Annotated in this window: 26 protein-coding genes and 1 tRNA gene; 20 read left to right on the top strand and 7 right to left on the bottom strand. The window is 74.1% G+C overall.

The genetic code is table 11. The features are described 5' to 3' along the window. Nucleotides 1–16 precede the first annotated feature (16 nt). Entirely contained in the window at nucleotides 17–1,636 is a 1,620-nt protein-coding gene (locus ACGFI9_RS05995; RefSeq protein ID WP_393175488.1) for a DUF885 domain-containing protein, read from the top strand. Nucleotides 1,637–1,654: 18 nt separating this feature from the next. Here ACGFI9_RS05995 and ACGFI9_RS05990 read toward each other — a convergent pair whose 3' ends face one another. Beyond that, entirely contained in the window at nucleotides 1,655–2,548 is an 894-nt protein-coding gene (locus ACGFI9_RS05990) for an NAD(+) diphosphatase (protein WP_393175486.1), read from the bottom strand. Continuing rightward, complete coding sequence (locus tag ACGFI9_RS05985) at nucleotides 2,545–3,237, bottom strand: hypothetical protein (RefSeq protein ID WP_393175484.1); 693 nt, start codon at nucleotides 3,235–3,237, stop codon at nucleotides 2,545–2,547. The genes ACGFI9_RS05990 and ACGFI9_RS05985 overlap by 4 nt, the downstream gene beginning before the upstream one ends. A 211-nt stretch (nucleotides 3,238–3,448) precedes the next feature. On the opposite strand from ACGFI9_RS05985, the gene eno reads away from it, so the two are divergent. The 5 genes from eno to ACGFI9_RS05960 all read left to right on the top strand — a co-directional run bounded on the left by eno (nucleotide 3,449) and on the right by ACGFI9_RS05960 (nucleotide 7,765). Next, nucleotides 3,449–4,732, top strand: coding sequence for a phosphopyruvate hydratase (gene eno / locus ACGFI9_RS05980; protein ID WP_393175482.1), 1,284 nt, complete (start codon nucleotides 3,449–3,451; stop codon nucleotides 4,730–4,732). A gap of 29 nt (nucleotides 4,733–4,761) precedes the next feature. After that, nucleotides 4,762–5,397, top strand: coding sequence for a septum formation initiator family protein (locus tag ACGFI9_RS05975; RefSeq protein WP_393175480.1), 636 nt, complete (start codon nucleotides 4,762–4,764; stop codon nucleotides 5,395–5,397). 23 nt (nucleotides 5,398–5,420) lie between these two features. Then, the gene (locus ACGFI9_RS05970; protein ID WP_393175478.1) at nucleotides 5,421–5,978 is read left to right on the top strand and encodes a DUF501 domain-containing protein; all 558 of its coding nucleotides are present in this window, start codon (nucleotides 5,421–5,423) and stop codon (nucleotides 5,976–5,978) included. Between the two features lies 1 nt (nucleotide 5,979). After that, entirely contained in the window at nucleotides 5,980–6,492 is a 513-nt protein-coding gene (locus ACGFI9_RS05965) for an amino-acid N-acetyltransferase (protein ID WP_393175476.1), read from the top strand. Nucleotides 6,493–6,835: 343 nt separating this feature from the next. Continuing rightward, the gene (locus ACGFI9_RS05960) at nucleotides 6,836–7,765 is read left to right on the top strand and encodes an exopolyphosphatase (RefSeq protein WP_393176618.1); all 930 of its coding nucleotides are present in this window, start codon (nucleotides 6,836–6,838) and stop codon (nucleotides 7,763–7,765) included. 80 nt (nucleotides 7,766–7,845) lie between these two features. Here ACGFI9_RS05960 and ACGFI9_RS05955 read toward each other — a convergent pair whose 3' ends face one another. Continuing rightward, nucleotides 7,846–8,517 carry a hypothetical protein gene (locus ACGFI9_RS05955; protein ID WP_393175474.1) on the bottom strand — a complete coding sequence of 224 codons (672 nt, stop codon included), beginning with the start codon at nucleotides 8,515–8,517 and terminating at the stop codon, nucleotides 7,846–7,848. Between the two features lie 71 nt (nucleotides 8,518–8,588). Next, nucleotides 8,589–9,218, bottom strand: a complete 630-nt coding sequence (locus tag ACGFI9_RS05950; protein WP_393175472.1) for a LysE family translocator — start codon at nucleotides 9,216–9,218, stop codon at nucleotides 8,589–8,591. A 73-nt stretch (nucleotides 9,219–9,291) separates the two neighbouring features. On the opposite strand from ACGFI9_RS05950, the gene ACGFI9_RS05945 reads away from it, so the two are divergent. From ACGFI9_RS05945 to ACGFI9_RS05900, 10 genes are all read left to right on the top strand, one after another. Next, a complete protein-coding gene (locus tag ACGFI9_RS05945) occupies nucleotides 9,292–9,624 on the top strand; it encodes a PadR family transcriptional regulator (RefSeq protein WP_393175470.1) in 333 nt (110 codons plus the stop codon). Beyond that, entirely contained in the window at nucleotides 9,621–10,610 is a 990-nt protein-coding gene (locus ACGFI9_RS05940; protein ID WP_393175468.1) for an HAAS signaling domain-containing protein, read from the top strand. Before ACGFI9_RS05945 ends, ACGFI9_RS05940 begins: the two co-directional genes overlap by 4 nt. 246 nt (nucleotides 10,611–10,856) lie before the next feature. Further along, complete coding sequence (locus ACGFI9_RS05935) at nucleotides 10,857–11,543, top strand: dienelactone hydrolase family protein (protein WP_393175466.1); 687 nt, start codon at nucleotides 10,857–10,859, stop codon at nucleotides 11,541–11,543. A 19-nt stretch (nucleotides 11,544–11,562) separates the two neighbouring features. Continuing rightward, nucleotides 11,563–12,276, top strand: a complete 714-nt coding sequence (locus ACGFI9_RS05930) for a uracil-DNA glycosylase (RefSeq protein ID WP_393176616.1) — start codon at nucleotides 11,563–11,565, stop codon at nucleotides 12,274–12,276. 20 nt (nucleotides 12,277–12,296) lie between these two features. Then, nucleotides 12,297–13,043 carry a DUF4129 domain-containing protein gene (locus ACGFI9_RS05925; RefSeq protein WP_393175464.1) on the top strand — a complete coding sequence of 249 codons (747 nt, stop codon included), beginning with the start codon at nucleotides 12,297–12,299 and terminating at the stop codon, nucleotides 13,041–13,043. Nucleotides 13,044–13,077: 34 nt separating this feature from the next. Then, nucleotides 13,078–13,662, top strand: a complete 585-nt coding sequence (locus ACGFI9_RS05920; RefSeq protein WP_393175462.1) for a hypothetical protein — start codon at nucleotides 13,078–13,080, stop codon at nucleotides 13,660–13,662. Nucleotides 13,663–13,682: 20 nt separating this feature from the next. Then, entirely contained in the window at nucleotides 13,683–14,669 is a 987-nt protein-coding gene (locus ACGFI9_RS05915; protein WP_393176614.1) for an AAA family ATPase, read from the top strand. After that, complete coding sequence (locus ACGFI9_RS05910; RefSeq protein WP_393175460.1) at nucleotides 14,669–16,033, top strand: DUF58 domain-containing protein; 1,365 nt, start codon at nucleotides 14,669–14,671, stop codon at nucleotides 16,031–16,033. The genes ACGFI9_RS05915 and ACGFI9_RS05910 overlap by 1 nt, the downstream gene beginning before the upstream one ends. Continuing rightward, nucleotides 16,030–16,602: a hypothetical protein gene (locus tag ACGFI9_RS05905; protein WP_393175458.1), complete on the top strand. Its 573-nt coding sequence runs from the start codon at nucleotides 16,030–16,032 to the stop codon at nucleotides 16,600–16,602. Before ACGFI9_RS05910 ends, ACGFI9_RS05905 begins: the two co-directional genes overlap by 4 nt. Before the next feature lie 102 nt (nucleotides 16,603–16,704). Further along, the gene (locus ACGFI9_RS05900; RefSeq protein WP_393175456.1) at nucleotides 16,705–18,033 is read left to right on the top strand and encodes an NAD(P)/FAD-dependent oxidoreductase; all 1,329 of its coding nucleotides are present in this window, start codon (nucleotides 16,705–16,707) and stop codon (nucleotides 18,031–18,033) included. A gap of 52 nt (nucleotides 18,034–18,085) precedes the next feature. Here ACGFI9_RS05900 and ACGFI9_RS05895 read toward each other — a convergent pair whose 3' ends face one another. Then, nucleotides 18,086–19,924 (bottom strand): hypothetical protein, encoded by a 1,839-nt coding sequence (locus ACGFI9_RS05895; protein WP_393175454.1) that lies wholly within the window; start codon nucleotides 19,922–19,924, stop codon nucleotides 18,086–18,088. A gap of 103 nt (nucleotides 19,925–20,027) precedes the next feature. On the opposite strand from ACGFI9_RS05895, the gene ACGFI9_RS05890 reads away from it, so the two are divergent. From ACGFI9_RS05890 to ACGFI9_RS05875, 4 genes are all read left to right on the top strand, one after another. Next, nucleotides 20,028–20,108: transfer RNA gene (locus tag ACGFI9_RS05890), tRNA-Leu, on the top strand. A gap of 110 nt (nucleotides 20,109–20,218) precedes the next feature. Next, nucleotides 20,219–21,055, top strand: coding sequence for a Bax inhibitor-1/YccA family protein (locus ACGFI9_RS05885; RefSeq protein WP_393175452.1), 837 nt, complete (start codon nucleotides 20,219–20,221; stop codon nucleotides 21,053–21,055). Between the two features lie 123 nt (nucleotides 21,056–21,178). Beyond that, the gene (locus tag ACGFI9_RS05880; protein ID WP_393175450.1) at nucleotides 21,179–21,937 is read left to right on the top strand and encodes a Bax inhibitor-1/YccA family protein; all 759 of its coding nucleotides are present in this window, start codon (nucleotides 21,179–21,181) and stop codon (nucleotides 21,935–21,937) included. Nucleotides 21,938–21,953: 16 nt separating this feature from the next. Next, nucleotides 21,954–22,274: a hypothetical protein gene (locus ACGFI9_RS05875; protein ID WP_393175448.1), complete on the top strand. Its 321-nt coding sequence runs from the start codon at nucleotides 21,954–21,956 to the stop codon at nucleotides 22,272–22,274. A 22-nt stretch (nucleotides 22,275–22,296) separates the two neighbouring features. On the opposite strand, the gene ACGFI9_RS05870 is transcribed toward ACGFI9_RS05875, so the two are convergent. Then, entirely contained in the window at nucleotides 22,297–23,778 is a 1,482-nt protein-coding gene (locus ACGFI9_RS05870) for a CHAD domain-containing protein (protein ID WP_393175446.1), read from the bottom strand. 40 nt (nucleotides 23,779–23,818) lie between these two features. Further along, nucleotides 23,819–25,081: an acetyl-CoA C-acetyltransferase gene (locus tag ACGFI9_RS05865; RefSeq protein ID WP_393175444.1), complete on the bottom strand. Its 1,263-nt coding sequence runs from the start codon at nucleotides 25,079–25,081 to the stop codon at nucleotides 23,819–23,821. Between the last annotated feature and the right edge of the window lie 66 nt (nucleotides 25,082–25,147).

Below are 25,147 nucleotides of genomic sequence, written 5' to 3'. Positions count from 1 at the left end.
CGGTAGGGTCTTGGACATGGAGGCGTTCGTGCCGCTCGCGGAGCGGATCGTGGAGGCGTTGCTGGAGAGCCGGCCGGGGCTGGCCACGTCCGCCGGGGACCACCGGTACGACGACCGGCTGCCGGATCTCTCCGCCGACGGCCTCGCCGCCGATCAGGCGATGCTCAAGGACGCGGCCGACGCGCTCTCCGAGATCGACCCGGACACGCTCGACGTCGAGGAACGGGTCGACCACGCGCTGCTGAGCAGCCTGGTCGACCAGGGGCTGTTCGAGGCGACCGAGATCCGCGCGCACGAGTGGGACCCGCTGCGGCACAACCCGGGCCCGCTGCTGCACGCCCTGCTGGCCCGCCCGTTCGCCCCCGCCGAGGTGCGGTTGCAGAGTCTCGCCGGCCGGCTCGCCGCCGTACCGGACGCCCTGGCCACCGCCCGCGCCACCCTGCGGGACATGCCCCGGATCCACGCCGAGACCGCGGTCGGGCAGTTCACCGGCACGGCCGCCCTGATCCGGGACGAGGTGCCGGGGCTGCTCGCCCAGGCGCCCGGGCTCTACAACACGGTCGAACCGGCGGCCACCGCGGCGATCGCCGCCATCGAGGAGTTGGTGGCGTGGCTGCGGATGGGGCTGGCCGCCGACGCCGGCCCGGGGCGCGACCCCCGGCTGGGCCGGCGGCGCTGGGAGGCGCGGCTCTGGCACACCCTGGACACCGAGCTGAGCGCCGCCGAGATCCAGCGCCGGGCCTGGGACAACCTCGAGCGGGTCACCGCCGAGATCCGCGAGGCGGCCGTCGAGCTGGTCGGTGGCCCGGCCGACGACGAGACCGTGCGGCGGGCCCTGGACCTGCTCGCCGCCGAGCACCCCGACGACGCCACCATCGTGGACCTCGCCTCGGTCACCCTCGACGAAACGACCGACTTCGTCCGGGCGCACGACCTGATCACCCTGGTCTCCGACCCGTGCGTGATCCAGGAGATGCCGGAGTTCGCCCGGGGCGTGGCGGTCGCCTACTGCGACTCGCCCGGCCCGCTGGAGACCGCGGACGTGCCGACCTTCTACTGCATCGCGCCCACCCCGGCGGACTGGCCCGCGCACCGGGTCGAGTCGTTCTACCGGGAGTACAACGACCACATGATCCGCAACCTGACCGTGCACGAGGCGATGCCCGGTCACTTCCTCCAGCTCGCCCACGCCCGCCGGTACGCCGGTCCGACCCGGGTCCGGGCGCTCACCGAGTCCGGGGTGTTCGTCGAGGGCTGGGCGGTGTACACCGAGGAGCTGATGGCCGGGCTCGGCTTCGGCGGGCTGCCGGTCCGACTCCAGCAGCTCAAGATGCAGCTCCGGATGACCATCAACGCGCTGCTCGACCAGCTCGTGCACTGCGAGGACCTGCCCGAGGCCGAGGCGATGGCGCTGATGACCGGGCGCGGCTTTCAGGAGGAGGGCGAGGCGGCCGGCAAGTGGCGGCGGGCCCTGCTCACCTCCACCCAGCTCTCCACCTACTTCGTCGGGTACAGCGAGATGGCCGACATCGCCCGCGCCCGCCCCGACGGGGTGTCGGTGCGCGAGTGGCACGACGCGATGCTGGCGCACGACTGCCCGCCGCCGCGCCACCTCCGGACCCTGCTGGGCATCTGACCGGGCGGCCGCGCCGGTTCAGCCGCGCGGGCGGGCGGCGACCGCGTCGATCAGCCAGCGCGAGATGGAGTACGCCGGGGGCAGCTCCGCCGGCAGCGCGTCCACCGGGAACCAGCGCGCCTCGGTCAGCTCCTTCGGATCGACCACCGGCTCGGCGTCCGGGTCGGTGACGGTGGCGGTGAAGCCGGCCAGCAGGGTGCCCGGGCCGGACATCGCCCAGGGCTGGCTGTCGACGTAGCCGGGCCGCCCGATGGTGAGCCCGACCTCCTCGCCCACCTCCCGGTGCGCGGCCGCCTCCAGCGACTCGCCGGCCTCGACGAACCCGGCCACCAGCGCCCACAGCTCGGTCGGCCCGTACGCGTGCCGGACCAGGAGCAGCTCGTCGGGGCGGCCGGCGCGCCCCGGGCGGGTGATCGCCACCAGCACCGCGACGGAGAGCGGCACGAACACGGTCAGCCCGCAGCCGGGACAGCGCCGGGCGGTCTCGCCCGGCACGTCGGCCAGTTCGGTCCGGCAGGCCCCGCACCACCGGTGCGTACGCCGCCAGGTGACCACGGCGAGCGCCCGGCCGGCCAGGTCGGCCAGCGGCTGCGGTAGCTCGGTGGCGAGGCTCCGCCAGCCGCGCCACCGGCCGGCCAGCGCCTCGGGGTCGGCCACCTCGGCCGTCCAGGCGGGGATCCCGTCCAGCGTGCCGACCGGTACCCAGTCGAGGTCGGCCGGCAGCTCCCCGATCCGGGGCAGGCCGCCGTCGGGGCCGGTCAGCAGCTTGCGCCCGGCCACCGGCAGGGCCAGGTCGCCGGGCGCGGGCGGGCGGCTCCGGTCGGCGCCCGGGACGAAGCGGCCCCGGCCGTCCGGGCTGGCTCGGCCCGGCCCGGCGTCGCCGGGCGCGTCCGCGGCGAGGCCGGTCGTCACGACGTGGCCGTACGGCGGTCGACCACGCCCGCCCCGGCCGGCACGGCGAACGACGTCGGCTCGACGGTGTCGGTGTAGCGGCTCAGCGTCAGCTCCGCCGGCTTGCCGTCGAGGGTGCCGGTGAAGCTGCCCAGCACGCCCTCGGTGGTGACGCAGGCGGTGAAACGCTCCCCGGAGCGGGTGACGTCGACGCAGGTGGCGTGGTGTCCGGCCAGGGTGGTGTCGCTCTGCTCGATGACCGCCTCGGGGTCGAACGCGGCGTCGGTGAGCAGCCGGATCACCGCCGGCGGCGTGACCAGCCCGTGCTTGCGCGCCTCGGCGTAGACGATCACGGACGGCTTGCCGGCGGTCAGCACCGGCGGCGACACCGTGCAGGAGGTACGCCCGGCGGCGGTCGCGCACCGGGTCACCGCCTGCTGGGTCACCGTGATCTTGCCGTCCGGCCAGGTGTACGACGACTGCAGCGGCTCCGTGGTCTGCGCGATGGCGGCGCTCCGCCCGCCGGCGAGCTGGTAATCGGCGGCCCAGGTCTGCTCCAGCGACCGGTCCATCCGGGAGGCGAGGTCGTTGACCAGATCAGCCCGTCCGAGCGCGGCCCCGGCGTCGTCGATGGCCTGACAGCCGGTGACCGAGAGCGACGCGATGACCGAGGTGGCGAGCACGCGGAGAGTCGTCGAGGCGGCGGGCATGGTGCCCAGCCTTGTCGATCGGCGCAACCTCTCGCAAACCCGTTGCCGGTTGAGGCCGGAGAATCCGGGAATGTCCGTGTCTCCCGGCGGGCCGGGTGCGCCCCGAACGACGTGCGCTCGAGCGCCGACCGATACGCTGCGTTCAACACCTGCCTCAGCCGCACCGTCGCGGCCCATACCGGACCGGAACACACAAACGAGGAGCGACTCAGTGGCAACCATCGAGGGAATCGTCGCCCGGGAGATCCTGGACTCGCGGGGCAACCCGACGGTCGAGGTCGAGGTCGGGCTCGACGACGGCACGATCGCCCGCGCCGCGGTGCCGTCCGGCGCCTCCACCGGCGCCTTCGAGGCGATCGAGCTGCGCGACGGTGACAAGGACCGCTACCAGGGCAAGGGTGTCGAGAAGGCGGTCGCCAACATCGAGGACAAGATCGTCGACCAGCTCATCGGGTACGAGGCCAGCGAGCAGCGGCTGATCGACCAGAAGATGATCGACATCGACGGTACGGACAACAAGGCCGAGCTGGGCGCCAACGCCATCCTCGGCGTCTCGCTGGCCGTGGCGAAGGCCGCCGCGGGCAGCGCCGAGCTGAGCCTCTTCCGCTACCTCGGCGGCCCGAACGCGCACCTGCTGCCGGTGCCGATGATGAACATCCTCAACGGTGGCGCGCACGCCGACTCGAACGTCGACATCCAGGAGTTCATGATCGCGCCGATCGGCGCGCCCACCTTCCGCGACGCGCTCCGCTCCGGCGCCGAGGTCTACCACGCGCTCAAGTCGGTGCTGAAGAAGAAGGACCTGTCGACCGGCCTGGGCGACGAGGGCGGCTTCGCGCCGAACCTGCCGACCAACGCCGCCGCGCTGGACCTGATCGCCGAGGCGGTGGAGAAGGCCGGCTACCGGCTCGGCACCGACATCGTCTTCGCCCTCGACGTCGCCGCCACCGAGTTCTTCGACAACGGCACCTACACCTTCGAGGGCAGCGCCAAGACCGCCGAGGACATGAGCAACTACTACACCAAGCTCGTCGGCGACTACCCGATCGTCTCCATCGAGGACCCGCTGTCCGAGGACGACTGGAGCGGCTGGGCCACCCTGACCGCGGCGCTGGGCGACCGGATCCAGATCGTCGGCGACGACCTGTTCGTCACCAACCCGCAGCGCATCGCCCGGGGCATCACCGAGAAGGCCGCCAACGCGGTGCTGGTGAAGGTCAACCAGATCGGCTCGCTCACCGAGACCCTGGACGCGGTGGACCTGGCCCACCGGGCCGGCTTCACGTGCATGATGAGCCACCGCTCCGGCGAGACCGAGGACACCACCATCGCCGACCTGGCCGTCGCCACCGGCTGCGGCCAGATCAAGACCGGCGCCCCGGCCCGTTCGGACCGGGTCGCGAAGTACAACCAGCTCCTGCGGATCGAGGAGGAGCTGGCCGACGCGGCGCGGTACGCCGGCGCCGGCGCGTTCCCGCGCTACCGTTCGGCCTGAGCCACGAGCTCCGGGGGAGGGGTGTGACGATGCAGCAGCGCCGCACACCGGGTGGTCAGCGTCCCGCCCGTCGGCCGGGTCAGGCCGGCCGGCCGGCCGGGGCCCGGTCCCGGTCGTCGGTCCGCGACGGCGGCGTCCGCGCCGAGCCGCGGGCCGCCGGCCGGTCGCCGGGCGCGGCCCGGGCCACCGAGGGCGTACGCTCCGCGAGCCGCCCGGCCGCGGCCCGGCGTACGGCGGCCGGCGGCACGGTCAAGCGCCTCACCGCACCCCAACCCCGGCGCTTCACCGGGCGCGCCACCGTGCTGTTCGCGGTGCTGATCGCGCTCGCGCTGGCGTACACCTATCCGGTCCGGGTCTACCTGGACCAGCAGGCGGACATCGCGCGGATGGAGGCCGCCCAGGCCGACCAGCGTAGGGAGATCGAGAAACTCACCGTCGAGGCGGCCAAGTGGCAGGACCCGGCGTACATCGAGACGCAGGCCCGGGAGCGGTTCTTCATGGGCAAGCCGGGCGAGACGCTGCTGGTCGTGCTCTCCGACCCGGACGGCGCCGCGAAGGACGCCGGCAGGAGCCCGCAGGCGGGGCCGCCGAAGCCGCCCGATCCCTGGTACGACACGCTGTGGTCGAGCGTGCAGGCGGCCAACGCCGAGCGCCCCGACAAGTGAGCCCGAACGAGAGACAGGTACCAGTGAGCGTCGTACCACCGCAGGACCCGGCGGCGGATTCCGTACCCCTGCCGGACCGGCAACCGGCCACCGAGGCCGACCTGGCCGCGGTGGCCGCGCAGCTCGGACGCCCGCCGCGCGGCACCCGGGCGGTGGCCCACCGCTGCCCGTGCGGGCTGCCCGACGTGGTGGAGACGACGCCCCGGCTGGCCGACGGCACGCCCTTCCCGACGCTGTTCTACCTGACCTGCCCGCGGGCCACGGCGGCGTGCAGCCGGCTGGAGTCGGCCGGGCTGATGAAGGAGATGGCCGAGCGGCTCGCCGAGGACCCGGACCTGGCCGCCCGCTACCGAGCCGCCCACGAGGACTACCTGGCCCGCCGGGAGGCGATCGGCCAGGTGCCGGAGATCGCCGGCATCTCGGCCGGTGGCATGCCGGGCCGGGTGAAGTGCCTGCACGTCCACCTCGGGCACGCGCTGGCCGCCGGGCCGGGGGTCAACCCGTTCGGCGACGAGACCCTGGCGCTGGTGGAGAAGTGGTGGGCCGCCGGGCCGTGCGTGGACGTCCCGGCGGCGGAGTGAGATGACCGCCACCGACGAGATCACCGTCCGCCGGGCCCGCACCGGGGACGTCCGCGGCATCCGCCGGCTGGTCGACACCTACACCGACGACCGGCGGCTGCTCAGCAAGGCCACCGTCACCCTCTACGAGGACGTGCAGGAGTTCCGGGTGGCGGTCACCCCGGACGGCACGGTGGTCGGCTGCGGCGCGCTGCACGTGATGTGGGAGGACCTGGCCGAGATCCGTACGGTGGCGGTCGACCCGTCCTGCCGGGGGCGCAAGATCGGGCACCGGATCGTCGGGGAGCTGATCGACGCGGCCCGCGAGCTGGGCGTGGCCCGGATCTTCGTACTGACCTTCGAGACCCGCTTCTTCGGCTCGTTCGGCTTCCGGGAGATCGACGGCGCGCCGGTGCCGCAGCCGGTATACGAGCAGCTGCTGCGCTCGTACGACGAGGGCGTGGCCGAGTTCCTGGACCTGGAACGGGTGAAGCCGAACACGCTCGGCAACACCCGGATGCTGCTGCGGCTCTGACCACGCCTTGACCGGCCCGGGGTCGCCGTGCTGGTCGCTCTCGCCGGTGGCGCCGGGGGTCTGCCGCCGGTCCGCTGCGGCGCGTCGGCGTGTCGCGGGCAGGAGCGAGCCAACTCATAAGCGCCATGTCTCTGAGACATGAATATGTCTGAGAGACATGACGCTTGATCGGCTTGTCGCCCCCCCGCTGCCCCGCGCCGAGCCGCGCTGCCCCGCGCCGCCGCCCGGATCAGCGGGCCCGGCAACCGGCGACCGCCGCACCCGGGTCACCGGCTACGCCGCCCGGGCGACCGCCGCGTCCCGAGGACCGGCCTGCCGTAGGGTGGCAGCCGTGACGACGCGCGTGGCCGCCATCGACTGCGGGACCAACTCGATCCGACTGCTGGTCGCCGACCTGCCCGACCCGTCCGCCGGGCCGCAGGCGCCGCTGGTCGACCTGAGCCGCCGGATGGAGATCGTCCGGCTGGGCCAGGGCGTCGACAGGACCGGCCGGCTCGCACCCGAGGCGATCGAGCGCACCCGGGTCGCGCTCGCCGACTACGCGGCCGAGATCGAGAAGCTGGGTGCCGAGCGGGTGCGGATGTGTGCCACCTCGGCGACCCGGGACGCCTCGAACGCCGCCGACTTCCGCACGATGGTCGAGCAGACCCTCGGCGTGGCGCCCGAGGTGGTCACCGGCGACGAGGAGGCGCGCCTCTCGTTCACCGGCGCGGTGCGGGGCCTGCCCGCCGACGCCGAGCCGCCGTACCTGGTGGTCGACATCGGCGGCGGCTCGACCGAGTTCGTGGTCGGGACCCGCGAGGGCGGGGTGCAGGCGGCCATCTCGATGGACATCGGCTGCGTCCGGATGACCGAGCGGCACCTGCACGGCGATCCGCCGGGCCTCGACGAGGTCGCCGCCGCGCAGGCGGACATCGCCGTCGCGGTGGACCGCGCGCTGGAGGCGGTGCCGGGCCGCGCGGCGGCCACCCTGGTCGGGCTCGCCGGGTCGGTCACCACCGTGGTCGCCGTCGCCCAGGGCCTCCACGAGTACGACCCCGCGCGCATCCACCACGCCCGGGTGTCGTACGACCAGGTCGCCCAGGTCACCGCCGACCTGCTGGCGAAGACCCGCGAGCAGCGGCTGGCCATCCCGGTGATGCACCCCGGCCGGGCCGACGTGATCGGCGCCGGCGCCCTGGTGCTCCGCGTGATCATGGAGCGGGCCGGGATGCCCTCGGTGGTCGCCTCCGAGCACGACATCCTCGACGGCATCGCCTGGTCCCTGGCCTGAGGCGCCACGGCGCGCCGACCGGCCCCCGGCGCGTTCGTCGGCGGGCCGGGGGTCGAAGCGCGGCGCGAGGCGTCAGAGGTTCACCGCGACGGCTGGCGCGGCCAGTTCGACTTTCGCCCGAGCCGGTCTGCGGAGCCGCCCGACAGCACGCCGGCCCAGTCCGAACGACCGGCCCAGTCCGAACTGCCGGTCTTGACCAGTTCCGGCTCGGGCGTCCTGGCCGGGCTGCCCAGGCCGAGACCGTCCACGCCCAGCGGGCGGTTCCGTGACTCCGCGGACGGGATGATGTCGTCCGGTTGCAGCGCCGCGGGCGCGTCGGACCCGGGCTGCGGCCACCGCTGCCAACGACGGACGCTGACCACCCCGACGAGCAGCAGCGAGCCCACCAGCAGTGTCGTCCCGGTCCGGACAGGGGCCGCCAGGTCGACCTGGTGGCCGCTCAAGGTCGGCTTGTGGTCGAGCAGTTTCATCACCGCGGTCGGGCTGACCAGCAGGCCCAGGTAGCTGACCGAGTAGACCAATCCGGCCAGGGTCGCGCCCAGCGGGGAGAACCGCAGCGTGGCGATGAGCCCGAGCAGGATCCCGGCAGCCGCCAGGACCAGTGCGGGTCGAACAAAGTCGCCGCTGTCCAGGGAACCGCCGTTCTGTGCGTCCGCGAACGCCTGCGCCGATCGGGTCTGGCCGAGGGAGAAGAGGATCCAGGCCAGTGGACCCACGATGGCCGCGGCGAGCACCGTTCCGATGTGTCGCATCCGGGCAAGGTACCGATCATTTTCCTGGATCAGCAGACCTCATAAGCGAAACTTAAAGCGCCGAAGGGAACTCAGGTCCGTTCGCTGGCGAGGCGGGCGCCGAATCCGAGCAGGGCCACCCCGGTCAGCCCGTCGAGCCAGCGCCGTACCCGGCGCCGGGAGAGCAGTTCGCGGGCCCGGTTCAGCGCCGCGACCAGCACCAGCAGGTACGCCAGGCTGAGCACCGCGTGACTGAGCGCGTATCCGAGCAGCACCGCCAGCGGCGCCGGGCCGCCGACGAACTGCGGCAGGACGGCCAGGTAGAACGCCAGCACCTTGGGGTTGGTGATGTTGGACAGGAAACCCTGCCGGAACCCGGTGACCGCCTGGCCCGGTGCGGCGGTGGCGTCGCCGGCCAGGGGCGGGTAGTCCCCGCGCCAGGCGGAGCGCCACGCCTGCACCCCGAGGTACGCGAGGTAGGCGACGCCGGCCCAGCGGATCGTCTCGAACAGCGGCTGGGAGCGGACGACGAGGGCACCCAGGCCGGCTGCGGCGGCCATGCCCTGCACGGCGTTCGACGCGGCCACCCCGATCGCGCTCCACCTGCCGCGGGCCCGACCGGCGGCCAGCGTGTTGCGGGTGACCACCGCGAAGTCCGGCCCCGGGATCAGGATGAGCACGGCGGCGAAGACCAGGAACGACGCATAGCTGCTCCACGACATCCTTCGAGCGTACGACCCGCCGAGGCTACTGTTTTCTTGACGGTACTTCGCAATCCACAGTACTGTGCGGAGCGTGGATACGACGCAGCTCCTCAAGGGCGTGCTCGACCTGGCCGTGCTCGCCGTGCTCAAGGAGGAGGACGGCTACGGCTACGACATCCTCCGCCGGCTGCGCGAGGCCGGGCTGGAGGAGGTCGGCGACGCCTCGGTCTACGGCACCCTGCGCCGGCTCTTCGCCGCCGGGCTGCTGACCACGTACGTGGTGCCGAGCGAGTCCGGCCCGCACCGGAAGTACTACGCCCTCAACTCCGCCGGCCGGGACCAGCTCGCCCGCTCCGGCAAGACCTGGCGCTCCTTCGCCAGCACCATGGACGCACTGCTCGATGATCGGGGGATGGCGGCATGACCGTCACTGGGCAGGAGATCGCGGACTACGTCGACCGGGTGCGGGCCGCCCTGGCCGACCTGCCACCGGCCGTCCGCGACGAGTTGACCGAGGATCTCCCGGAGCACCTGGCCGAGGTGGCCGCCGAGACCGACGGCACCCTGGTCGACCGGCTCGGCGAGCCGGAGGCGTACGCGGCCGAGCTGCGGGCCGCCGCCGGCGCGGAGGGCAGGGCCGGGCGGTCGTCCCTCGACCGTCGGTTGACCGCCGCCCGGGCCCGGGTCGGCACCCAGTTGCGCACCCTCGACACCCAGCTCGGCCCGCTGCTCGGGCACGCCTCGGTGAGCGAGTTCCTCCGGCCGTTGCGACCCGCGTGGTGGCTGCTGCGCGGCTGGCTGGCGGCGCTGCTGGTCTGCGTCGTGCTGGGCGAGCCGTCCGGGTTGCTGCCCCGGCTCGACGGCAGCGTGCTGGCCGGCCTCTTCCTGCTCGCCGGCACGGTCCTCGCCTCGGTCTGGCTCGGCCGCCGCTCCGCCGGGTTCCGGGGCTGGCCGCGCCGGCTGCTGCGGCTGGGCACGGCGGCCCTGCTGCTGTTCTCCTTCGCGATGCTGGTCAACGTGGACCAGCACGCCAGCTCTGACCAGTTCGGCAGCTACCACGAGGTCTCGGTCGGCAGCCCGTACGACTCCGTGCAGGACGTCTTCGTCTACGACGAGCAGGGCCGGCTGGTGCGCAACGCCCGGCTCTTCGACCAGAACGGGGTGCCGATCCGGCTCGGCTGGCCGACCTGTGCCGACGCCAACGGGGTCGTGCCGCCGCCCCGGTACGTCTACCCGTACTGCCCGGAGCAGGCGCCCTTCGCGCCGCCGGCGCCGTCCGCGGTGCCGCCCGCACCCACCGGTAGCGCGTCACCCGCCACCCCGGCGCCGACCGGCAGCGCGACGCCTTCCCCCGGCTCACCGGCCGGCACCCCGGCGCCGACGGCGCCGACCCCGGCACCGACCCGCTGAATCCCGCGCGAGGGGCGCCCGCCGACGGCGGGCGCCCCTTCGCACGTCCATGGTGGACCGAGCCGCGGCCGGAGGTGCCGCGGGCGCGGCGCCGGGATCGCGGGGGTCCCGCCCGCCGCACGAACAGGAGGTGAACGCCACTCGTCGCGCGTCTTCCCCGGGCCCGTGACGGCGTGGCACGCTACCCGCACGTAACAGCCACTGTGCGACCAGCCAACGATGACTGACCGCTAGGAGGACGCGCCCATGGGCGAGATGGTGAGCTTCACCGGCAACGGGGGGACGAGCGAGGGGTATCTCGCGATACCCTCCGGCGGTGCGGCCAGCCCGGCGGTCATCGTCATCCAGGACTGGTGGGGCCTGGTGCCCCACGTGCGGGCGGTCGTGGACCGGTTCGCGGAGGCCGGCTTCGTCGCCCTCGCGCCGGACTTCCGGCACGGCGGCCCGGCCAGCAAGCCGAGTGAGCCCCGGCAGATGCTGAACAGCACGCAGATGGACGAGGCGGCGACCGACATCGCCGCCGCCGCGGAGTTCCTCGCCGGCCGCCCCGAGGTCACCGGCAAGATCGGCTGCGCCGGCTTCTGCGCCGGGGCCAGCCTGGCCCTCTGGTCCGGCACGTTCTCCGAGCGGATCGTCGCCACCGCCGGCTTCTACCCCCGCCTGCCCTGGGAGGGCATGCGCACCGACTGGGCCGACTACGCCGGCAAGGCCGCCCTCATCCACTGCTCGGAAGCGGACGGCACCTCGGCCGCCGACGGGGTGCAGAGCGTACGCCGGGCCATCGAGGCCGCCGGCGGCACCTGCCAGACGTACGACTACCCGGGCACCGCCCACGCGTTCTTCAACGAGGACCGGCCGGAGCACTTCGACCAGCGGGCCGCCGCCACGGCGTGGGCCCGCACCCTGGAACTCTTCCGGGCCCGGCTTGGCTGAGGCGCGTACCCCCGCCGAGGTGGTCGCCCGCGCCGCGCGGGCGACCGACCTGGCCGACCTCGACGGCGCGGTCAGCGACTGCTTCGCCTGCCCGCGCCTGGTCGCCTGGCGCGAGGAGGTCGCGCGGACCAAGCGGGCCGCGTTCCGCGACCAGGAGTACTGGGGCCGTCCGGTGCCCGGCTTCGGCCCACCCGACGCCCGGATCGGCATCCTCGGCCTGGCGCCGGCCGCGCACGGCGGCAACCGCACCGGCCGGATCTTCACCGGCGACCGCTCCGGCGACGTGCTGTTCGCCGCGCTGTACCGCGCGGGCCTGGCCAACCAGCCGACCAGCGTCGCCGCCGACGACGGCCTCACCCTGCGGACCACCCGGATCTTCGCCGCCGTACGCTGCGCCCCGCCGGACAACAAGCCCACCCCGGTGGAGCGGGACACTTGCGCGCCGTGGCTGCACCGTGAGATCGCGCTGATCCGGCCCACCCTGCGCGTCGTGGTGGCGCTGGGCGCGTTCGCCTGGGCCGCCTGGTGGCCGGTGCTACGCGAGGTGTACGGCCAGCGCCCGCCCACGCCGCGCCCGGCCTTCGGCCATGGGGCACACTGGTCCGGCGGGCCCGCACCGGAGGTGCTCGGCTGTTACCACGTCAGCCAGCAGAACACCTTCACCGGTCGGTTGACACCGGCGATGTTGGACGAGGTGTTCGCCCAGGCGAAGCAGTTGGCCGGGGTGGACTGAGGAACGCGTTTGGCGGTGGGATGGATCTCGGCGTGCTGCGCAGGTGGTGGCCGATCGCGGCGGTGACCCTGCTGCTGGCCGTCGCCGCGCTCGCCGCCGGACACTCCTCGATCGGCGCCAGCCGCATCCCGCCCGCCGCCGACGACATCCCGTACGTGCCGGAATACCCCACCGCCGAGCCGGCGCCCTCGATCCCGGTCGAACCCCGGGACGCGGGCCCGGCCACCTCCGCCGAGATTCCCCGGTGGATCCTCTGGACGGCCCTCGCGATGCTCGCCCTGGGCGTGCTCGCCGTCATCGGGTACGTGCTGTGGACGGTGGTCAGCGGGACGCTGCGCCGCACCACCCGGGCGGTGCCGGCGCAGCGGATCCGGCGTACCGCCGAGGGCACCGCCCGCGACGTGGTCGCCGCCCTGGACGCGGGCCTGGTGGAGCTGGACGACCGGGCCACCGACCCGCGGACCGCGGTGATCGCCTGCTGGGTCCGGTTGGAGGAGGCCGCCGAGGAGGCCGGGGTGCCCCGGCTCGCCGGGGACACCCCCACCGACCTGGTGAGCCGGCTGCTGCGCGGCGACCCGGCCGCCGGCGTCCCGGCGATCGCCAGCGCCGACGTGCTGGACGGCTTCGCGCACGTCTACCGCGAGGCCCGGTACGCCACCCACACCGTCGACGAGCGGATGCGCGACCAGGCCCGGTCCGCGCTACGCCGGCTGCGCGGCGAGCTGACCAGCCTGGCCACCGCCGGCTCCCCCGAGGCGGCGGCATGAGCGAGCGGAGCGGCGGGCTCAGGGCGGTGACGGCATGAGTACGAGCAGCATCGACGAGCTGCTGTCGTTCGGCGAGGAGCCTGCCGAGGAGCCGGGCGAGGCGCGGCGCGGACCGCTGCGGCCGGTGCTGCGTACGCTCGCCGTCACCGCGGCGATCGTGGTGGTCGTGGTGGTGGCGTTGCGGGCCGTCGGGCTGCAGGTGTCGCTGTGGATCCTCGTGGCGGGCGTGCTCGCCGTGCTCGCGGTCCGCCGGGTGACCGCCGCGCTGTCGCCCCCGCCCCCGCCCCGGGCCGGCGCCCGGGCTCCCGCCGGTGAGGAACCGGGCACCTGGAACTGGGCCGCCCGGGACGCGCTGCGCGCCGCGATCAACGGCTGGGAGCGTCCGCTGGACTGGTGCGGCGGCAACCGGGACCGGTTCGCCGAACGGATCCTGCCGCGCCTCGGCGAGCTGGCCGACGAGCGGCTGCGCCAGAAGCACGGGATCACCCGCGAGTCCGACCCGGCCCGCGCCCGCACCCTGCTGGGCGAGCCGCTGTGGACGTTCCTGAGCACCCCCTCCCGCCGCCCCCCGTCGCCGCGCGACCTCGCGGCGATCGTCGCCGAACTGGAGAAGCTGTGAAGAACGACGTGGACCGGAGCATGCCCCCCGCCGAGGTGGGCCGGCTGGCCCGGGCGGTGCTGGACGCGGTCGGCACGGTGGTGGTCGGCAAGCGGGAGGCGCTGGAGCTGGTCCTCGCCGGCATCCTGGCCGGCGGCCACGTGCTGCTGGAGGACCTACCCGGCCTGGGCAAGACCCTGACCGCCCGGTCGTTCGCGCAGGCCCTCGGGCTGGACTTTCGCCGCCTCCAGTTCACCCCGGACCTGCTCCCCGCCGACGTCACCGGCTCCTTCCTCTACGACCAGCGCAGCGGCGACTTCTCGTTCCGGGCCGGCCCGGTCTTCACCAACCTGCTGCTCGCCGACGAGATCAACCGCACCCCGCCGAAGACCCAGTCCGCGCTGCTGGAGGCGATGCAGGAGAAGCAGGTGTCGGTCGAGGGGGTCACCTACCGGCTGGACGAGCCGTTCCACGTGCTCGCCACCGCCAACCCGATCGAGTACGAGGGCACGTACCCGCTGCCCGAGGCCCAGCTCGACCGGTTCCTGCTCCGGGTGTCGTTCGGCTACCCGGACCATGAGGAGGAGTGGGACGTGCTGCGCCGGCGGATCGCCCGCCGCCGCGAGGAGGCGGAGATCAAGCCGGTGGTGGACGCCGGCACGCTGCGCGCCATGCAGGCCGCGCTGGAGGACGTCGTGGTCGAGGACTCCATCGGCCGGTACATCGTGGCGCTGACCGCGGCCACCCGGGAGCACCCGTCCGCGCTGGTCGGCGCCTCGCCCCGGGGTTCGTTGGCGCTGCTGCTGCTCTCCCGGGTCCGGGCGGTGCTCGCCAACCGGGACTACGTGGTGCCGGAGGACGTCAAGGCGGTGGCGGTGCCCGCCCTGGCACACCGGATCACCCTCCGCCCGGAGATGTGGCTGCGCCGGGTCGACCCGTCCTTCGTCGTCGGCGAGGTGCTGGAGTCCACGCCCGCCCCGGCCAGCGGCGCCCTGCCCAGCTACGCGGCCGGGGCCGTCGGGCGCTGATGGCCGACCGTCACGAGCCGGCCGGTGGCTGGGCGCCCACCTGGGCGCTCGGCCGGGCCGTGCTGCTCACCGGGCTGCTGCTCGTCGCCGCCGTGCTGCTCGGCCGGATCGAGCTGGTGGTGCTGGCCACGCCGTTCGCCCTGGGCACCGCGTACGGGCTGCGCCGGCGGCCCGGCACGCTGCCGGAGTTGGCGCTGGGCACCGGGGACGCCCACCTGGTGGAGGGCTCGCCGATGGCCGCCACGGTCACCGTCGCCAACCCGGACACCGTGTCGTACGACGTGGCGGTGGTCCGGACCCGGATGTCCCGCTGGCTGCGGGTGGAGAAGGTCAGCTTCGGCGGGGCCGGGGTGGACGTGAGCCGCTCCGGCGGCGCCGACCGTCCCTTCGTCACCTCGGTGCCCCGCGGCACGGCCGTGGACCTGTCGCTGACCGGGACGGCCCTGCGCTGGGGCCGGCACCCGATCGGCCCGGCCGGTACCCGGGTGGCTGTCGCCGACGGGCTGCTGGTCTCCCGGTCGGTGATCACCGAGCCGGTCCGGATGCGGGTCTACCCGATGACCGAGCCGTTCGAGGCGGTCGAGGCGATGCCCCGGGCGGCCGGCCTGGTCGGGGCGCACCACTCGCGGCGGCCGGGGGAGGGCGGCGAGCTGGCCGGCGTACGGGTCTTCGCCCCCGGGGACCGGCTGCGCCGGATCGACTGGCGGGTCTCGCTGCGGGCCCGGCAGCTGCACGTGGCGGCCACCCTCTCCGACCGGGACGCCGAGGTGGTGGTCCTGCTCGACGTGCTGGCCGAGGCGGGCCGCTCCGGCGGCGTACGCGGCCCGGCGTCCGTGCTGGACACCACGGTCCGGGCGGCCGCCGCCATCGCCGAGCACTACCTGCACCGGGGCGACCGGGTGGCGTTGCTGGAGTACGGTCCGGCCGCCCGCCGGCTCCGCCCGGCCACCGGTCGCCGGCAGTACCTGACCGTGCTGGAGTGGCTGCTCGACGTCAAGGCGGAGTCCTCCCCGTACGAGCCGTACGACCAGGTCTTCGGCCCGCAGCTGCTGTCGTCGGACGCGCTGGTGGTGGTGCTCACCCCGCTGCTCGACGAGCGTTCGGCCCAGATGCTGGCCCGGATGGCCCGGGGCGGACGGTTCGTGGTGGCGGTGGACACCCTCCCGGCCGACCTGCCGCCCCCGAAGGACCAGGGCTGGGCGGAGGTGGCGTACCGGCTGTGGCGGCTGGACCGGGACACGATGATCGGCCAGCTCCGGGAGCACGGCGTACCGGTGGTGCGCTGGGCCGGCGCCGGCAGCCTCGACCAGGTGCTGCGCGACGTGGCCCGCCTGGCCACCGCCCCGCGGGTGGGAGCCCGATGAACGAGTTGCTGGAGGGGCTGAACGAGCGGCTGCGGGGGGCCCGGTACCTGGTCAACCGGATCAGCCCGGTTCCGCTGCTGATCCGCGCCGGCATCTTCGTCACGGTGCTGGTCGGTTTCCTGGTCGCGTACCCGGCGGAGGCGTTCGTCCCGCGGTCGCTGCTGGCCCTCACGGTGGTGGCGGTGCTGCCGGCGGTCGGGCCGCGCCGGGTGTGGCCGACCTTCGCGGCGCTGGTCACGGTCGGTGGCTGGCTGCTCGCCACGGTGGGCTTCGACCGGCCGCCGGCGCTCTGGCGGCTGGTCGCCGTGGCCAGCCTGCTCTACCTGGCGCACACCCTCTGCGCGCTTGCCGCGCTGCTGCCGTTCGACGCGGTGGTCGATCCCGACCTGGTGGTCCGCTGGCTGACCCGGGCCGGCGGGGTGGTCCTGGCGAGCGCCGTGCTCGGCATCGTGCTGGGCTGGCTCGGCGGGATCGGCGGGGACCGCGGGTCCCAGGCGGCGACGGTCGCCGGACTGCTGGTCGCGGTGGGGCTCAGCGCCCTTCTCGGCTGGCTCCTGCGTCGCAGATAACGGGACGTCACGGAACGTTGTGCAGGTCACAGCGGTTGTGCTCCGTCACAGAAGCGGGTCTCGAACGGGATTAGCCAAGCCGCCCGGGGAAAGATAGATGACGTGAATCCGAAGCGGATCCTTGTCGTGGGTGCCGGGCACGTGGGCCTGTACGCCGCTCTGCGCCTGTCCAAGAAGCTGAGCTCCCGTGAGGCCGAGGTCATCGTCGTCGACCCGCAGCCGCACATGACCTACCAGCCGTTCCTCCCGGAGGCTTCGGCGGGCAACATCTCGCCCCGGCACGCGGTGGTGCCGCTGCGGCGGGAGTTGCGGAAGTGCACGGTGCTGGCCGGGACCGTCACCCGGATCGACCACGACCGCAAGACCGCCATCGTGCAGCCGATCAGCGGCCCGACCCGGGAGGTCCAGTACGACCACGTGGTGGTCGCCCCCGGTTCGGTCTCCCGCACCCTGCCGATCCCCGGCCTGCACGAGCACGGCATCGGGTTCAAGACCATCGGTGAGGCCATCTTCCTGCGCAACCACGTGCTGGACCGGCTCGACGTGGCGGCCGCCACGACCGACCCGGAGGTCCGCCGGCGCGCGCTGACCTTCGTCTTCGTCGGCGGTGGCTACGCCGGCATCGAGGCGCTGGCCGAGATGGAGGACATGGCCCGAGACGCGCTGCGCTACTACCCGGAGCTGGAGCCGGGGGACATGCGCTGGGTCCTGGTCGAGGCCACCCAGCGGGTGCTGCCCGAGGTCGACCGGGACATGGGCGCCTACACGGTGCAGCAGCTGCTCAAGCGGAACATGGACATCCGGCTGGACACCCGGCTGGAGTCCTGCGTCGACGGCGTCGTGAAGCTCTCCGACGGCGACAGCTTCCCGGCGGACACCATCGTCTGGACGGCCGGCGTCAAGCCCTCGCCGATGCTCGACGCGACCAACTTCCCGCGGGACGAGCGGCGCCGCGTCACCTGCCTGCCCACCCTGCAGATCGTGGACGGCGACCGGGTCGTCGAGGGCGCCTGGAGCGCCGGCGACTGCGCCGCCGTGCCGGACCTGACCAAGGAGCCGGGCAACTTCTGCTCGCCCAGCGCCCAGCACGCGGTCCGGCAGGCCGCCCGGATGGCCGACAACATCGCGAACGTGATCCGCGGGCGGGAACCGGTCGACTACAAGCACAAGCACGCGGGCAGCGTGGCCAGCCTCGGCCTGCACAAGGGCGTGGCCCAGGTGTACGGCGTGAAGATGACCGGCTGGCCGGCCTGGTTCATGCACCGCACGTACCACATGTCGCGGATCCCGTCCTTCAACCGCAAGGTCCGGGTGGTGGTCGACTGGACGCTTGCGTTCTTCCTCAAGCGTGAGGTGGTGGCGCTGGGCCAGCTGCACGACCCGCGCGAGGAGTTCGCCGAGGCGTCGGCCCCGGTGGGCGCGTCCCGCTGAGTCCGTCGGAAAGGGCCCCTTCCCAGGTCGGGGAGGGGCCCTTTCCGCTTGGTCAGAACCGCCAGGTCCAGGCGTCGGCCACCCGGGTGCCGGGGCCGAAAAGCTGTTCCAGGGTCCGCCGGAGGGTCTCCGCGTGCGGGGCGTCGTCGGTCACCGCCACGCAGGAGGCGCCCCAGAACTCGATGTCCCGGGCGGCCTGCCGGCGCTGCTGATCCCCGATCGCCGGGGGCACCCCGCGCTTCGCCACGTCGGCCAGCAGTGCCGAGGTCGGACGCTTGTAGGTGCCCATCGCCGCCGAACCGTCCTTGCCGTACGAGGCGATGAAGAAGCCCTCCGGTATGCCGAACGCCGCGTCGGCCGCGGTGGCCCAGCGCATCGGCCAGGGGTCCGCCGGGGTGGCCGCGGGCACCGGCACCAGCACCCCGCCGGGGCGTACGCACTGCCGCCAGTGACCGGCCGTGACGAACTCGGGCAGCGCCGGCCGGTCGGCGCTGGGCAGCGGCGCCGGGAAGACGCTGAGCAGCGCCGCGCCGACGGCCAGCGGCACCAGCCGCCGGGCCCGGCCCCGCTCGGCGAGGGCGCGGTCCACGGCGAGGGCCAGCACCGTGCCGGCCAGCGGCAGCACCGCCAGCGCGAACCGCATCGGCAGCGCCCCGTCCACCACCGGCAGCCCGGCCAGCAGGGCGTACGGGCCGGGGACCCCGGTCCGCTCGCCGCCGACCACGACCTCGGGGCCGAGCGACAGCACGGCCATGACCAGCCCGCCGGTGAGGCAGGCGGCCACCAGCGGGCGCCGACCCAGCCAGGCCGCGCAGCCGAGGGTGACCAGCAGCAGCGGCCAGCCGAGGAAGGTGTTGTACTCGGCCGCACCGGTGGTCAGCCGGGACGAGGTGTCGCTGCCCAACACCGAGAGCGGGCTGAGGGTCGGCCAGCTCGTCAGGTCGGCGGAGAAGTAGTACGGGCTGAACATCCCGTCGGCGACGCCCTGCGGCCCGGCGAACTGGTGCCACAGCGGGTACCCCAGCACCAGCAGGGCCAGTCCGGCCGCCATCATCAGCCCGCCGGCGAAGGCGGGCAGCGCCCGGCGCAGCAGCGCCGGGTCGGCCACGCCGTACGCGACGCTCATCACCAGCAGGGTGAGCGCGGTGAGGAAGAGCACCTCCTCGCCGATGAAGACCTGGACGGTGACCGCCGCGGCCAGCCCGACGGCCGAGGTGACCAACCGGCGCCGGTCCGGGCCGTCCGGGCGGCCGGCCGGGTCGGCGGCCCGCAGCAGCCGGAGCACCAGCCAGATGATCACCGGCACCAGCCACTGGGCGGTCATGTGCAGATGGGCGTTGCTCTGCGAGATCATGCCGGGGCCGAATCCGCAGAGCGCCGCGCCCAGCCCGGCGGCGAGCCGGCGGGCCCGCAGCGTCCGGGTGAGGAGCAGGTACCAGGCGACGGCCGTGCCGGCCAGGTTCCCGGCGACGAGCAGGGCGAAGCTGACCGGCGCCCCGAATGCCAGGGTGACCGGGGCGAGCAGCACGCCGAGCGCGATCACCGTCGTGTTGGCCATCAGGTTGACCCCGTCCGGCGCGTTGAGCCGGTCGGTGAGCAGGCTGAAGTCGCCGAGCAGCGCCCGCGAGTCGACGGCCAGGAACCACTCGTAGAGGGTCTGGTCGGCCGGGTTGTGCGCGAGCACCCGCTGCCCCGGGGCCGGCCACAGCCCGTGGGTGAGCCATCCGGCCAGCAGCGCGAAGAGCAGCGCGACCAGTAGGTCCGTGCGGTGGCGGACGACGGTGGCCAGCAGGCGGGCCGTCCGGGTCGGGCGGGCTACCGCCGGGTCGAGGCGGACGGCCTGGTCGGGCTCGGGCCCGGGCCCGGGGGCCGTGGGGGCGGCGCTGGTCACGGCCTCGACCATAGCCGCGCGACACCCACGGGGTACGCCGGGTCGCCGCCCAACGGCTACGGTGAGACCTGCACCGCCGCGTGTCGGCGCGCCGGTGTCACCCGCCCGGGTGGTGGAACGGCAGACACGGCCGCCTTAAAAGCGGCTGCCGCAAGGCGTGCGGGTTCGACCCCCGCCCCGGGCACGAGACTCTCAGGTTTCCCACAGCTTTGCGCCCGGCGCGGGGGTGCGGGTCCCGTTTACCCTGGAGGTTGCACGTTCACGTGCATCGACCCCCTGAGGGAGGCCTGAGAAGTGAAGACCTCGAACCCGGTGCTCGCCCGGCTCGGCCAGGCGGCCGACCGCGAGCGGGCGGCCGGGTACGCCCAGCCCGGGCCGTACGGTCAGCCCGGATACCCGCAGCAGTACCAGCCCTACCCGCAGCAGTACCCGGCCGGCCCCGGCTACCCGGTGGCCCCGCCCACCGTGACCCCGATGACCCTCGACGACGTGGTCGTCAAGACGGTCACCCTGCTGGGGATCCTGGGCGCCACGGCGGCCGCCACCTGGGCCGTCCTGCCGGACCAGCTGCTCGGCCTGGCCTGGATCGGCGGCGCCGTCGTCGGTCTGGTGCTCGGCCTGATCATCTCGTTCTCCCGGATGGCCAACCCGGCGCTGGTCATCGCGTACTCGGTCGTCGAGGGCGTCTTCCTCGGCGCGGTGAGCAAGACCTTCAACACCCTCTACGACGGCATCGTGCTCCAGGCCGTGGTGGCGACCTTCGGCGTCTTCTTCCTGATGGCGATGCTCTACAAGTCGCGCGTCATCCGGGCCACCCCGAAGTTCGCCCGGATCATGATCGCGGTCATGGGTGGCCTCTTCGCGGTCATGCTGATCAACCTGGTGCTCGCGCTCTTCGGCGTCAACACCCACCTGCGCGACGGCAGCCCGCTGGCCATCGGCTTCAGCCTGGTCTGCATCGTGGTCGCCTCGCTGAGCTTCGTGCTCGACTTCGCCAACATCGAGGACGGCGTCCGGATGGGGCTCCCGCAGCGCTACTCCTGGACCGCCGCCTTCGGCATCGTGGTCGGCCTGGTCTGGCTCTACCTGGAGGTGCTGCGCCTGCTCAGCTACTTCCAGGGCGACGACTGACCGCCCGTACTCCCGGCGACGCCCGCCTGCCGCGACCGCGGCGGCGGGCGTCGTCGTTTTCCCGCCGCCGCCCGGCCGCCCGGGGCAGAGTGAAGACCGGGGTACGTCGCCGAGGAGGTCGCGGTGCGGAGTGCCAATCCGGTGCTGGACCGGCTGGACGACGTCGGCCGGACGGAACGCCAGGTGCTGGGGGTCGGCGCCGTCGAGTCGATGACGGTCGCCGACGTGGTCAGCCGGACCGTCGGCCTGCTGCTGCTCACCGGCGTCACGGCGACGGTCGCCTGGGTGGTCGTGCCGCAGGCGTGGTGGATCTCGGCGGCGCTGGCCGGCAGCGCCCTGGCCAGCCTGGTGCTGGTGCTGTTCATCTCGTTGAAGCAGGTCACCAACCCGCCGCTGATCGCCGCGTACGCGGTGCTCCAGGGGCTGCTGCTGGGGGTGGCCAGCCGGGCCTTCGAACTGGTCTACCCGGGGATCGTGGCGCAGGCGGTGATCGGCACCTTCGGCGTCTTCCTCGGCATGGCCCTGCTCTACCGGGCCCGGATCGTGCGGGCCTCCCCGCGGCTGGCCCGCCTGGTCGTCGGCACGCTGATCGGGATCGTGGCGATCAGCCTGGTCAACCTGGTCACCTACCTGCTCACCGGCCGGCAGGGGCTGGAGGTCTACAGCCTGACGGCCCAGGTCGGCTGGCTGCCGTACGTCTTCTCGGTGGTGGCGATCATCGCCGGGGCGTTCAGCTTCGTGCTCGACTTCGACCTGGTCGAGCGTTCGGCCCGCGCCGGCCTGCCCCGCCGGTACGCCTGGTACTGCGCGTTCGGGCTGCTGGTCGGGTTGATCTTCCTGTACTGGCAGATCCTGCGCCTGCTCAGCTACGTCCGCCGCTGATCTAGACTCGGCCGCGATGAGCGCAGCGGAACTGGACCGGGCGGTGGAACTGCTGGTCCGTCAGGTCGGGCACTGGGAGCAGCCGCGCTGGTCGGCGCAGGCCGAGGGGGGCAACGTGTCCCGGGCCGACCTGGTGCACAAGCTGGTGCAGGAGATCGCCAACCTGGCCGCGGACGCGGAGGGTGAGCCGCGCCGGGACGTGCCCCGGCTCGGCACCGACCTGGTCCTGCCCGACCAGCTCCGGGTGGTCGCCGCCGACCTGGTGGCGGCCGGCGCGCCCGAGGCGGTGCTGGCCGAGGCCGCCGCCGCGATCGCCAAGACCCGCTCGGCCCTCTAGGACGTGTCTCCAGGCCCTGGGCTCACCGCTTCAGCCAGCGCCGGACCTTCCGCCGGCGGGCCCGGCGCGCGGTCCGGACCAGGGCCGGCACGTCCCGCTCCGCCACGGTGGCCTGCCGCGCGTGCAGGATCCCGTAGGTGAAGGTGTTCTCGCCGTCGGCGTACGCGCGCAGCGCCTGCTCGCGCAGCACCTCGCGGGTCACCACCGAGTCCTGGTGCGCGCCGAGCTGGTCCTGGAGTTCCTTGAGCCGGTCCACCAGCTTGGCGGCGGGCCCACCGACGGCCGGCTCGCGCACCTCCACCGCGTACCGGGCCCGCTTGTACGCCTTCCGCGCCTCGTGCAGCGCCACGTCGTCCGCCCCGGCGGTCAGCGCGCGATCCAGGCGGTCGTCCGCCCGGCGCACCGCGCGGCGGACCCGGCGGGCCACCCAGCGGGCGTCGACCGTACGGGCGGTCGGCCCTTCGACCAGCGCGTCGAGCCGGCGCAGCAGGTCGGTGTACCGGTCGGAGCCGAGCGCCGCGCGCAGGTCGTCGAGGGCGGCGGCCAGGTCGGCGGCGAACCGCTCGGCGAGCCGCGCGGCGACCTGGCCGAGCACCAGCTCGTCCGGTTCCGCCCGGACCGCCGCGGCGAGCCGGGCGGCCAGCACCTGGGTGTCCCGTACCGGCCCGAGCCGGCCGCCCAGCCAGCTCAGCTCCGCCCGCAGTTCCTCGCTCTCCCGCCGGTCCCACAGCCCACGGAACGTACGCAGCGTGGAGCGGAGCCGGCGGACCGCGACCCGCATGTCGTGCACGGCGTCCTCGTCGCCGCCCCACGCGCCCGGGTGGTGGCCGATCAGCGTGTCGCGCTGGGCGGTCAGGTAGTCGAGCACCGGGGCCGCCCCCGGGTCGGCGGGCGCCGGGCGGGCGGCGGCGAGCCGGGCACCGAGCGCGCGCTGCGACTTGGAGACCGGCACCGGTAGGGCGCCGGCCGCACGCAGCCGGGCGTCCACCGCGTCGAGCACCGCCTCGTCGCCGTCAACCAGCTCGACCTCGAGCTCGTGCCACGCCTGCCGCTCGCCGCTGACGAGGTCGTGGGACTCGACGCTGTCCTCGGCGACATCGGCCAGGGTCCGCCCGGCCCCGTCCAGGAGGCGGCGTTCCCGGCGGCGGGTGACGATCCGGGCGGCCGGGGCGACCGGACCGCCCCGGGACGCGGCCCGGACCAGCGCGGCCAGCTCGGGCGGCGGAGCGGCGTCGTCCGGCCCGGCCGGGAACTGGTACTCGGTCCGGGCGCCGCCGGCCGCCCCGACCTTGAGGTGCCAGCCCGCATCGTGCCCCCCGGTACGCCGGCGCAGGGCGAAGCCGCTGCGGGCCAGCCGGAGGTCGGGGGTGTCCAGGTAGACCGCGTCCAGGTCGTGGGCGGTGGCGTCGGACGTCGTCTCGACGCCACCGCACCCCGTCAGGTCGGGCAGCCGGAACCCCGCGTCGCCGGAGTACTTCCGTTCGCGTTCCACGACGGTTGCCATGGCGCCTCCCGTACCCGGCTCCTGTCCGGGGGAATCGACCTCAGTTCAGCCGCTCGAGCACCATCGCCATGCCCTGGCCACCACCGACGCACATGGTCTCCAGGCCGATGGTCTTGTCGTGCCACTCCAGGGCGTTGAGCAGGGTGCCGGTGATCCGGGCGCCGGTCATGCCGAACGGGTGGCCGACGGCGATCGCGCCGCCCATCACGTTCAGCTTCTCCTCCGGGATGCCCAGCTGCCGGTACGACGGGATCACCTGGGCGGCGAACGCCTCGTTGATCTCGACCAGGTCGACGTCGTCGATGGTCATGCCGGCCCGCCGGAGCGCCTGCTTGGACGCCTCGACCGGGCCCAGGCCCATGATCTCCGGCGACAGCGCGGTGACGCCGGTGGAGACGATCCGGGCCAGCGGGGTGAGGCCCAGGTCCCGGGCGCGCTGGGCGCTCATGATCACCACGGCGGCGGCGCCGTCGTTGAGCGGGCAGCAGTTGCCGGCGGTGATCCGGCCGTCCGGGCGGAAGACCGGCTTCAGGCCGGCGACACCCTCCAGGGTCACCCCCGGGCGCGGGCCGTCGTCGGTGCTGACCACGGTGCCGTCCGGCGTGGTCACCGGCGTGATCTCCCGGGCCCAGAAGCCGTCGGCGATGGCCTTCTCGGCCAGGTTCTGGCTGCGGACGCCGAAGGCGTCCATGTCCTCGCGGGTGATGTCGTAGACCTGGGCGAGGTTCTCCGCGGTCTGGCCCATGGCCAGGTAGATGTCGGGGAGTTGGCCGGCCTCGCGCGGGTCGGTCCACACCTCGGCGCCGCCCTGGGCGCGGGCCGTCGAGCGTTGCCGCGCCTCGGCGAAGCGCGGGTTCTCCCAGCCGCCGCCGACCAGCGCCTGCGCCTCGGGGGGCAGGGTGTCCGAGTTGCCCCGCGCGTACCGGGAGACGGTCTCGACGCCCGCGGAGATGAAGACGTCGCCCTCGCCGGCCTTGATCGCGTGCATCGCCATCCGGGTGGTCTGCAGCGAAGAGGCGCAGTACCGGGTCAGCGTGGCGCCGGGCAGGCCGTCCAGCCCGAGCAGGGTGGCGACCACCCGGGCCATGTTGAAGCCCTGCTCACCGCCGGGCAGGCCGCAGCCCAGGTAGAGGTCTTCGATCGTGGCCGGGTCCAGCGCGGGGACCTTGTCGAGGGCGGCCTGGACGATGGTGGCGGCGAGGTCGTCCGGGCGGACGTCCCGCAGGGAACCCTTGAACGCGCGGCCGATGGGGGACCGGGCGGTGGCGACGATGACGGCGTCGCGGGGCGACTCAATCGGCATGAACCAACGTTAACCCGCGAGTAACTTGGCGCGGAAGCTGGCCGGCGGGCGGGAAATGTCACCCCG

The organism is Micromonospora sp. NPDC048930 (genome assembly GCF_043197935.1).
In the GTDB taxonomy this organism is placed as follows: Bacteria; Actinomycetota; Actinomycetes; order Mycobacteriales; family Micromonosporaceae; genus Micromonospora.
The sequence above is the reverse complement of the archived record's forward strand: the minus strand, read 5'-3'. Positions and strand labels throughout refer to the sequence as shown.

What these genes read in the sequence shown, in the direction of transcription:
- ACGFI9_RS05955 (WP_393175474.1), bottom strand. Translation starts at nt 8,517, where the DNA reads ATGCGACACATCGGAACGGTGCTCGCCGCGGCCATCGTGGGTCCACTG.
- ACGFI9_RS05995 (WP_393175488.1), top strand. Translation starts at nt 17, where the DNA reads ATGGAGGCGTTCGTGCCGCTCGCGGAGCGGATCGTGGAGGCGTTGCTG.
- ACGFI9_RS05925 (WP_393175464.1), top strand. Translation starts at nt 12,297, where the DNA reads ATGGATCTCGGCGTGCTGCGCAGGTGGTGGCCGATCGCGGCGGTGACC.
- ACGFI9_RS05915 (WP_393176614.1), top strand. Translation starts at nt 13,683, where the DNA reads ATGCCCCCCGCCGAGGTGGGCCGGCTGGCCCGGGCGGTGCTGGACGCG.
- ACGFI9_RS05935 (WP_393175466.1), top strand. Translation starts at nt 10,857, where the DNA reads ATGGGCGAGATGGTGAGCTTCACCGGCAACGGGGGGACGAGCGAGGGG.
- ACGFI9_RS05940 (WP_393175468.1), top strand. Translation starts at nt 9,621, where the DNA reads ATGACCGTCACTGGGCAGGAGATCGCGGACTACGTCGACCGGGTGCGG.
- ACGFI9_RS05875 (WP_393175448.1), top strand. Translation starts at nt 21,954, where the DNA reads ATGAGCGCAGCGGAACTGGACCGGGCGGTGGAACTGCTGGTCCGTCAG.
- ACGFI9_RS05950 (WP_393175472.1), bottom strand. Translation starts at nt 9,218, where the DNA reads ATGTCGTGGAGCAGCTATGCGTCGTTCCTGGTCTTCGCCGCCGTGCTC.
- ACGFI9_RS05870 (WP_393175446.1), bottom strand. Translation starts at nt 23,778, where the DNA reads ATGGCAACCGTCGTGGAACGCGAACGGAAGTACTCCGGCGACGCGGGG.
- ACGFI9_RS05975 (WP_393175480.1), top strand. Translation starts at nt 4,762, where the DNA reads ATGCAGCAGCGCCGCACACCGGGTGGTCAGCGTCCCGCCCGTCGGCCG.
- ACGFI9_RS05965 (WP_393175476.1), top strand. Translation starts at nt 5,980, where the DNA reads ATGACCGCCACCGACGAGATCACCGTCCGCCGGGCCCGCACCGGGGAC.
- ACGFI9_RS05910 (WP_393175460.1), top strand. Translation starts at nt 14,669, where the DNA reads ATGGCCGACCGTCACGAGCCGGCCGGTGGCTGGGCGCCCACCTGGGCG.
- ACGFI9_RS05920 (WP_393175462.1), top strand. Translation starts at nt 13,078, where the DNA reads ATGAGTACGAGCAGCATCGACGAGCTGCTGTCGTTCGGCGAGGAGCCT.
- ACGFI9_RS05985 (WP_393175484.1), bottom strand. Translation starts at nt 3,237, where the DNA reads ATGCCCGCCGCCTCGACGACTCTCCGCGTGCTCGCCACCTCGGTCATC.
- ACGFI9_RS05905 (WP_393175458.1), top strand. Translation starts at nt 16,030, where the DNA reads ATGAACGAGTTGCTGGAGGGGCTGAACGAGCGGCTGCGGGGGGCCCGG.
- ACGFI9_RS05865 (WP_393175444.1), bottom strand. Translation starts at nt 25,081, where the DNA reads ATGCCGATTGAGTCGCCCCGCGACGCCGTCATCGTCGCCACCGCCCGG.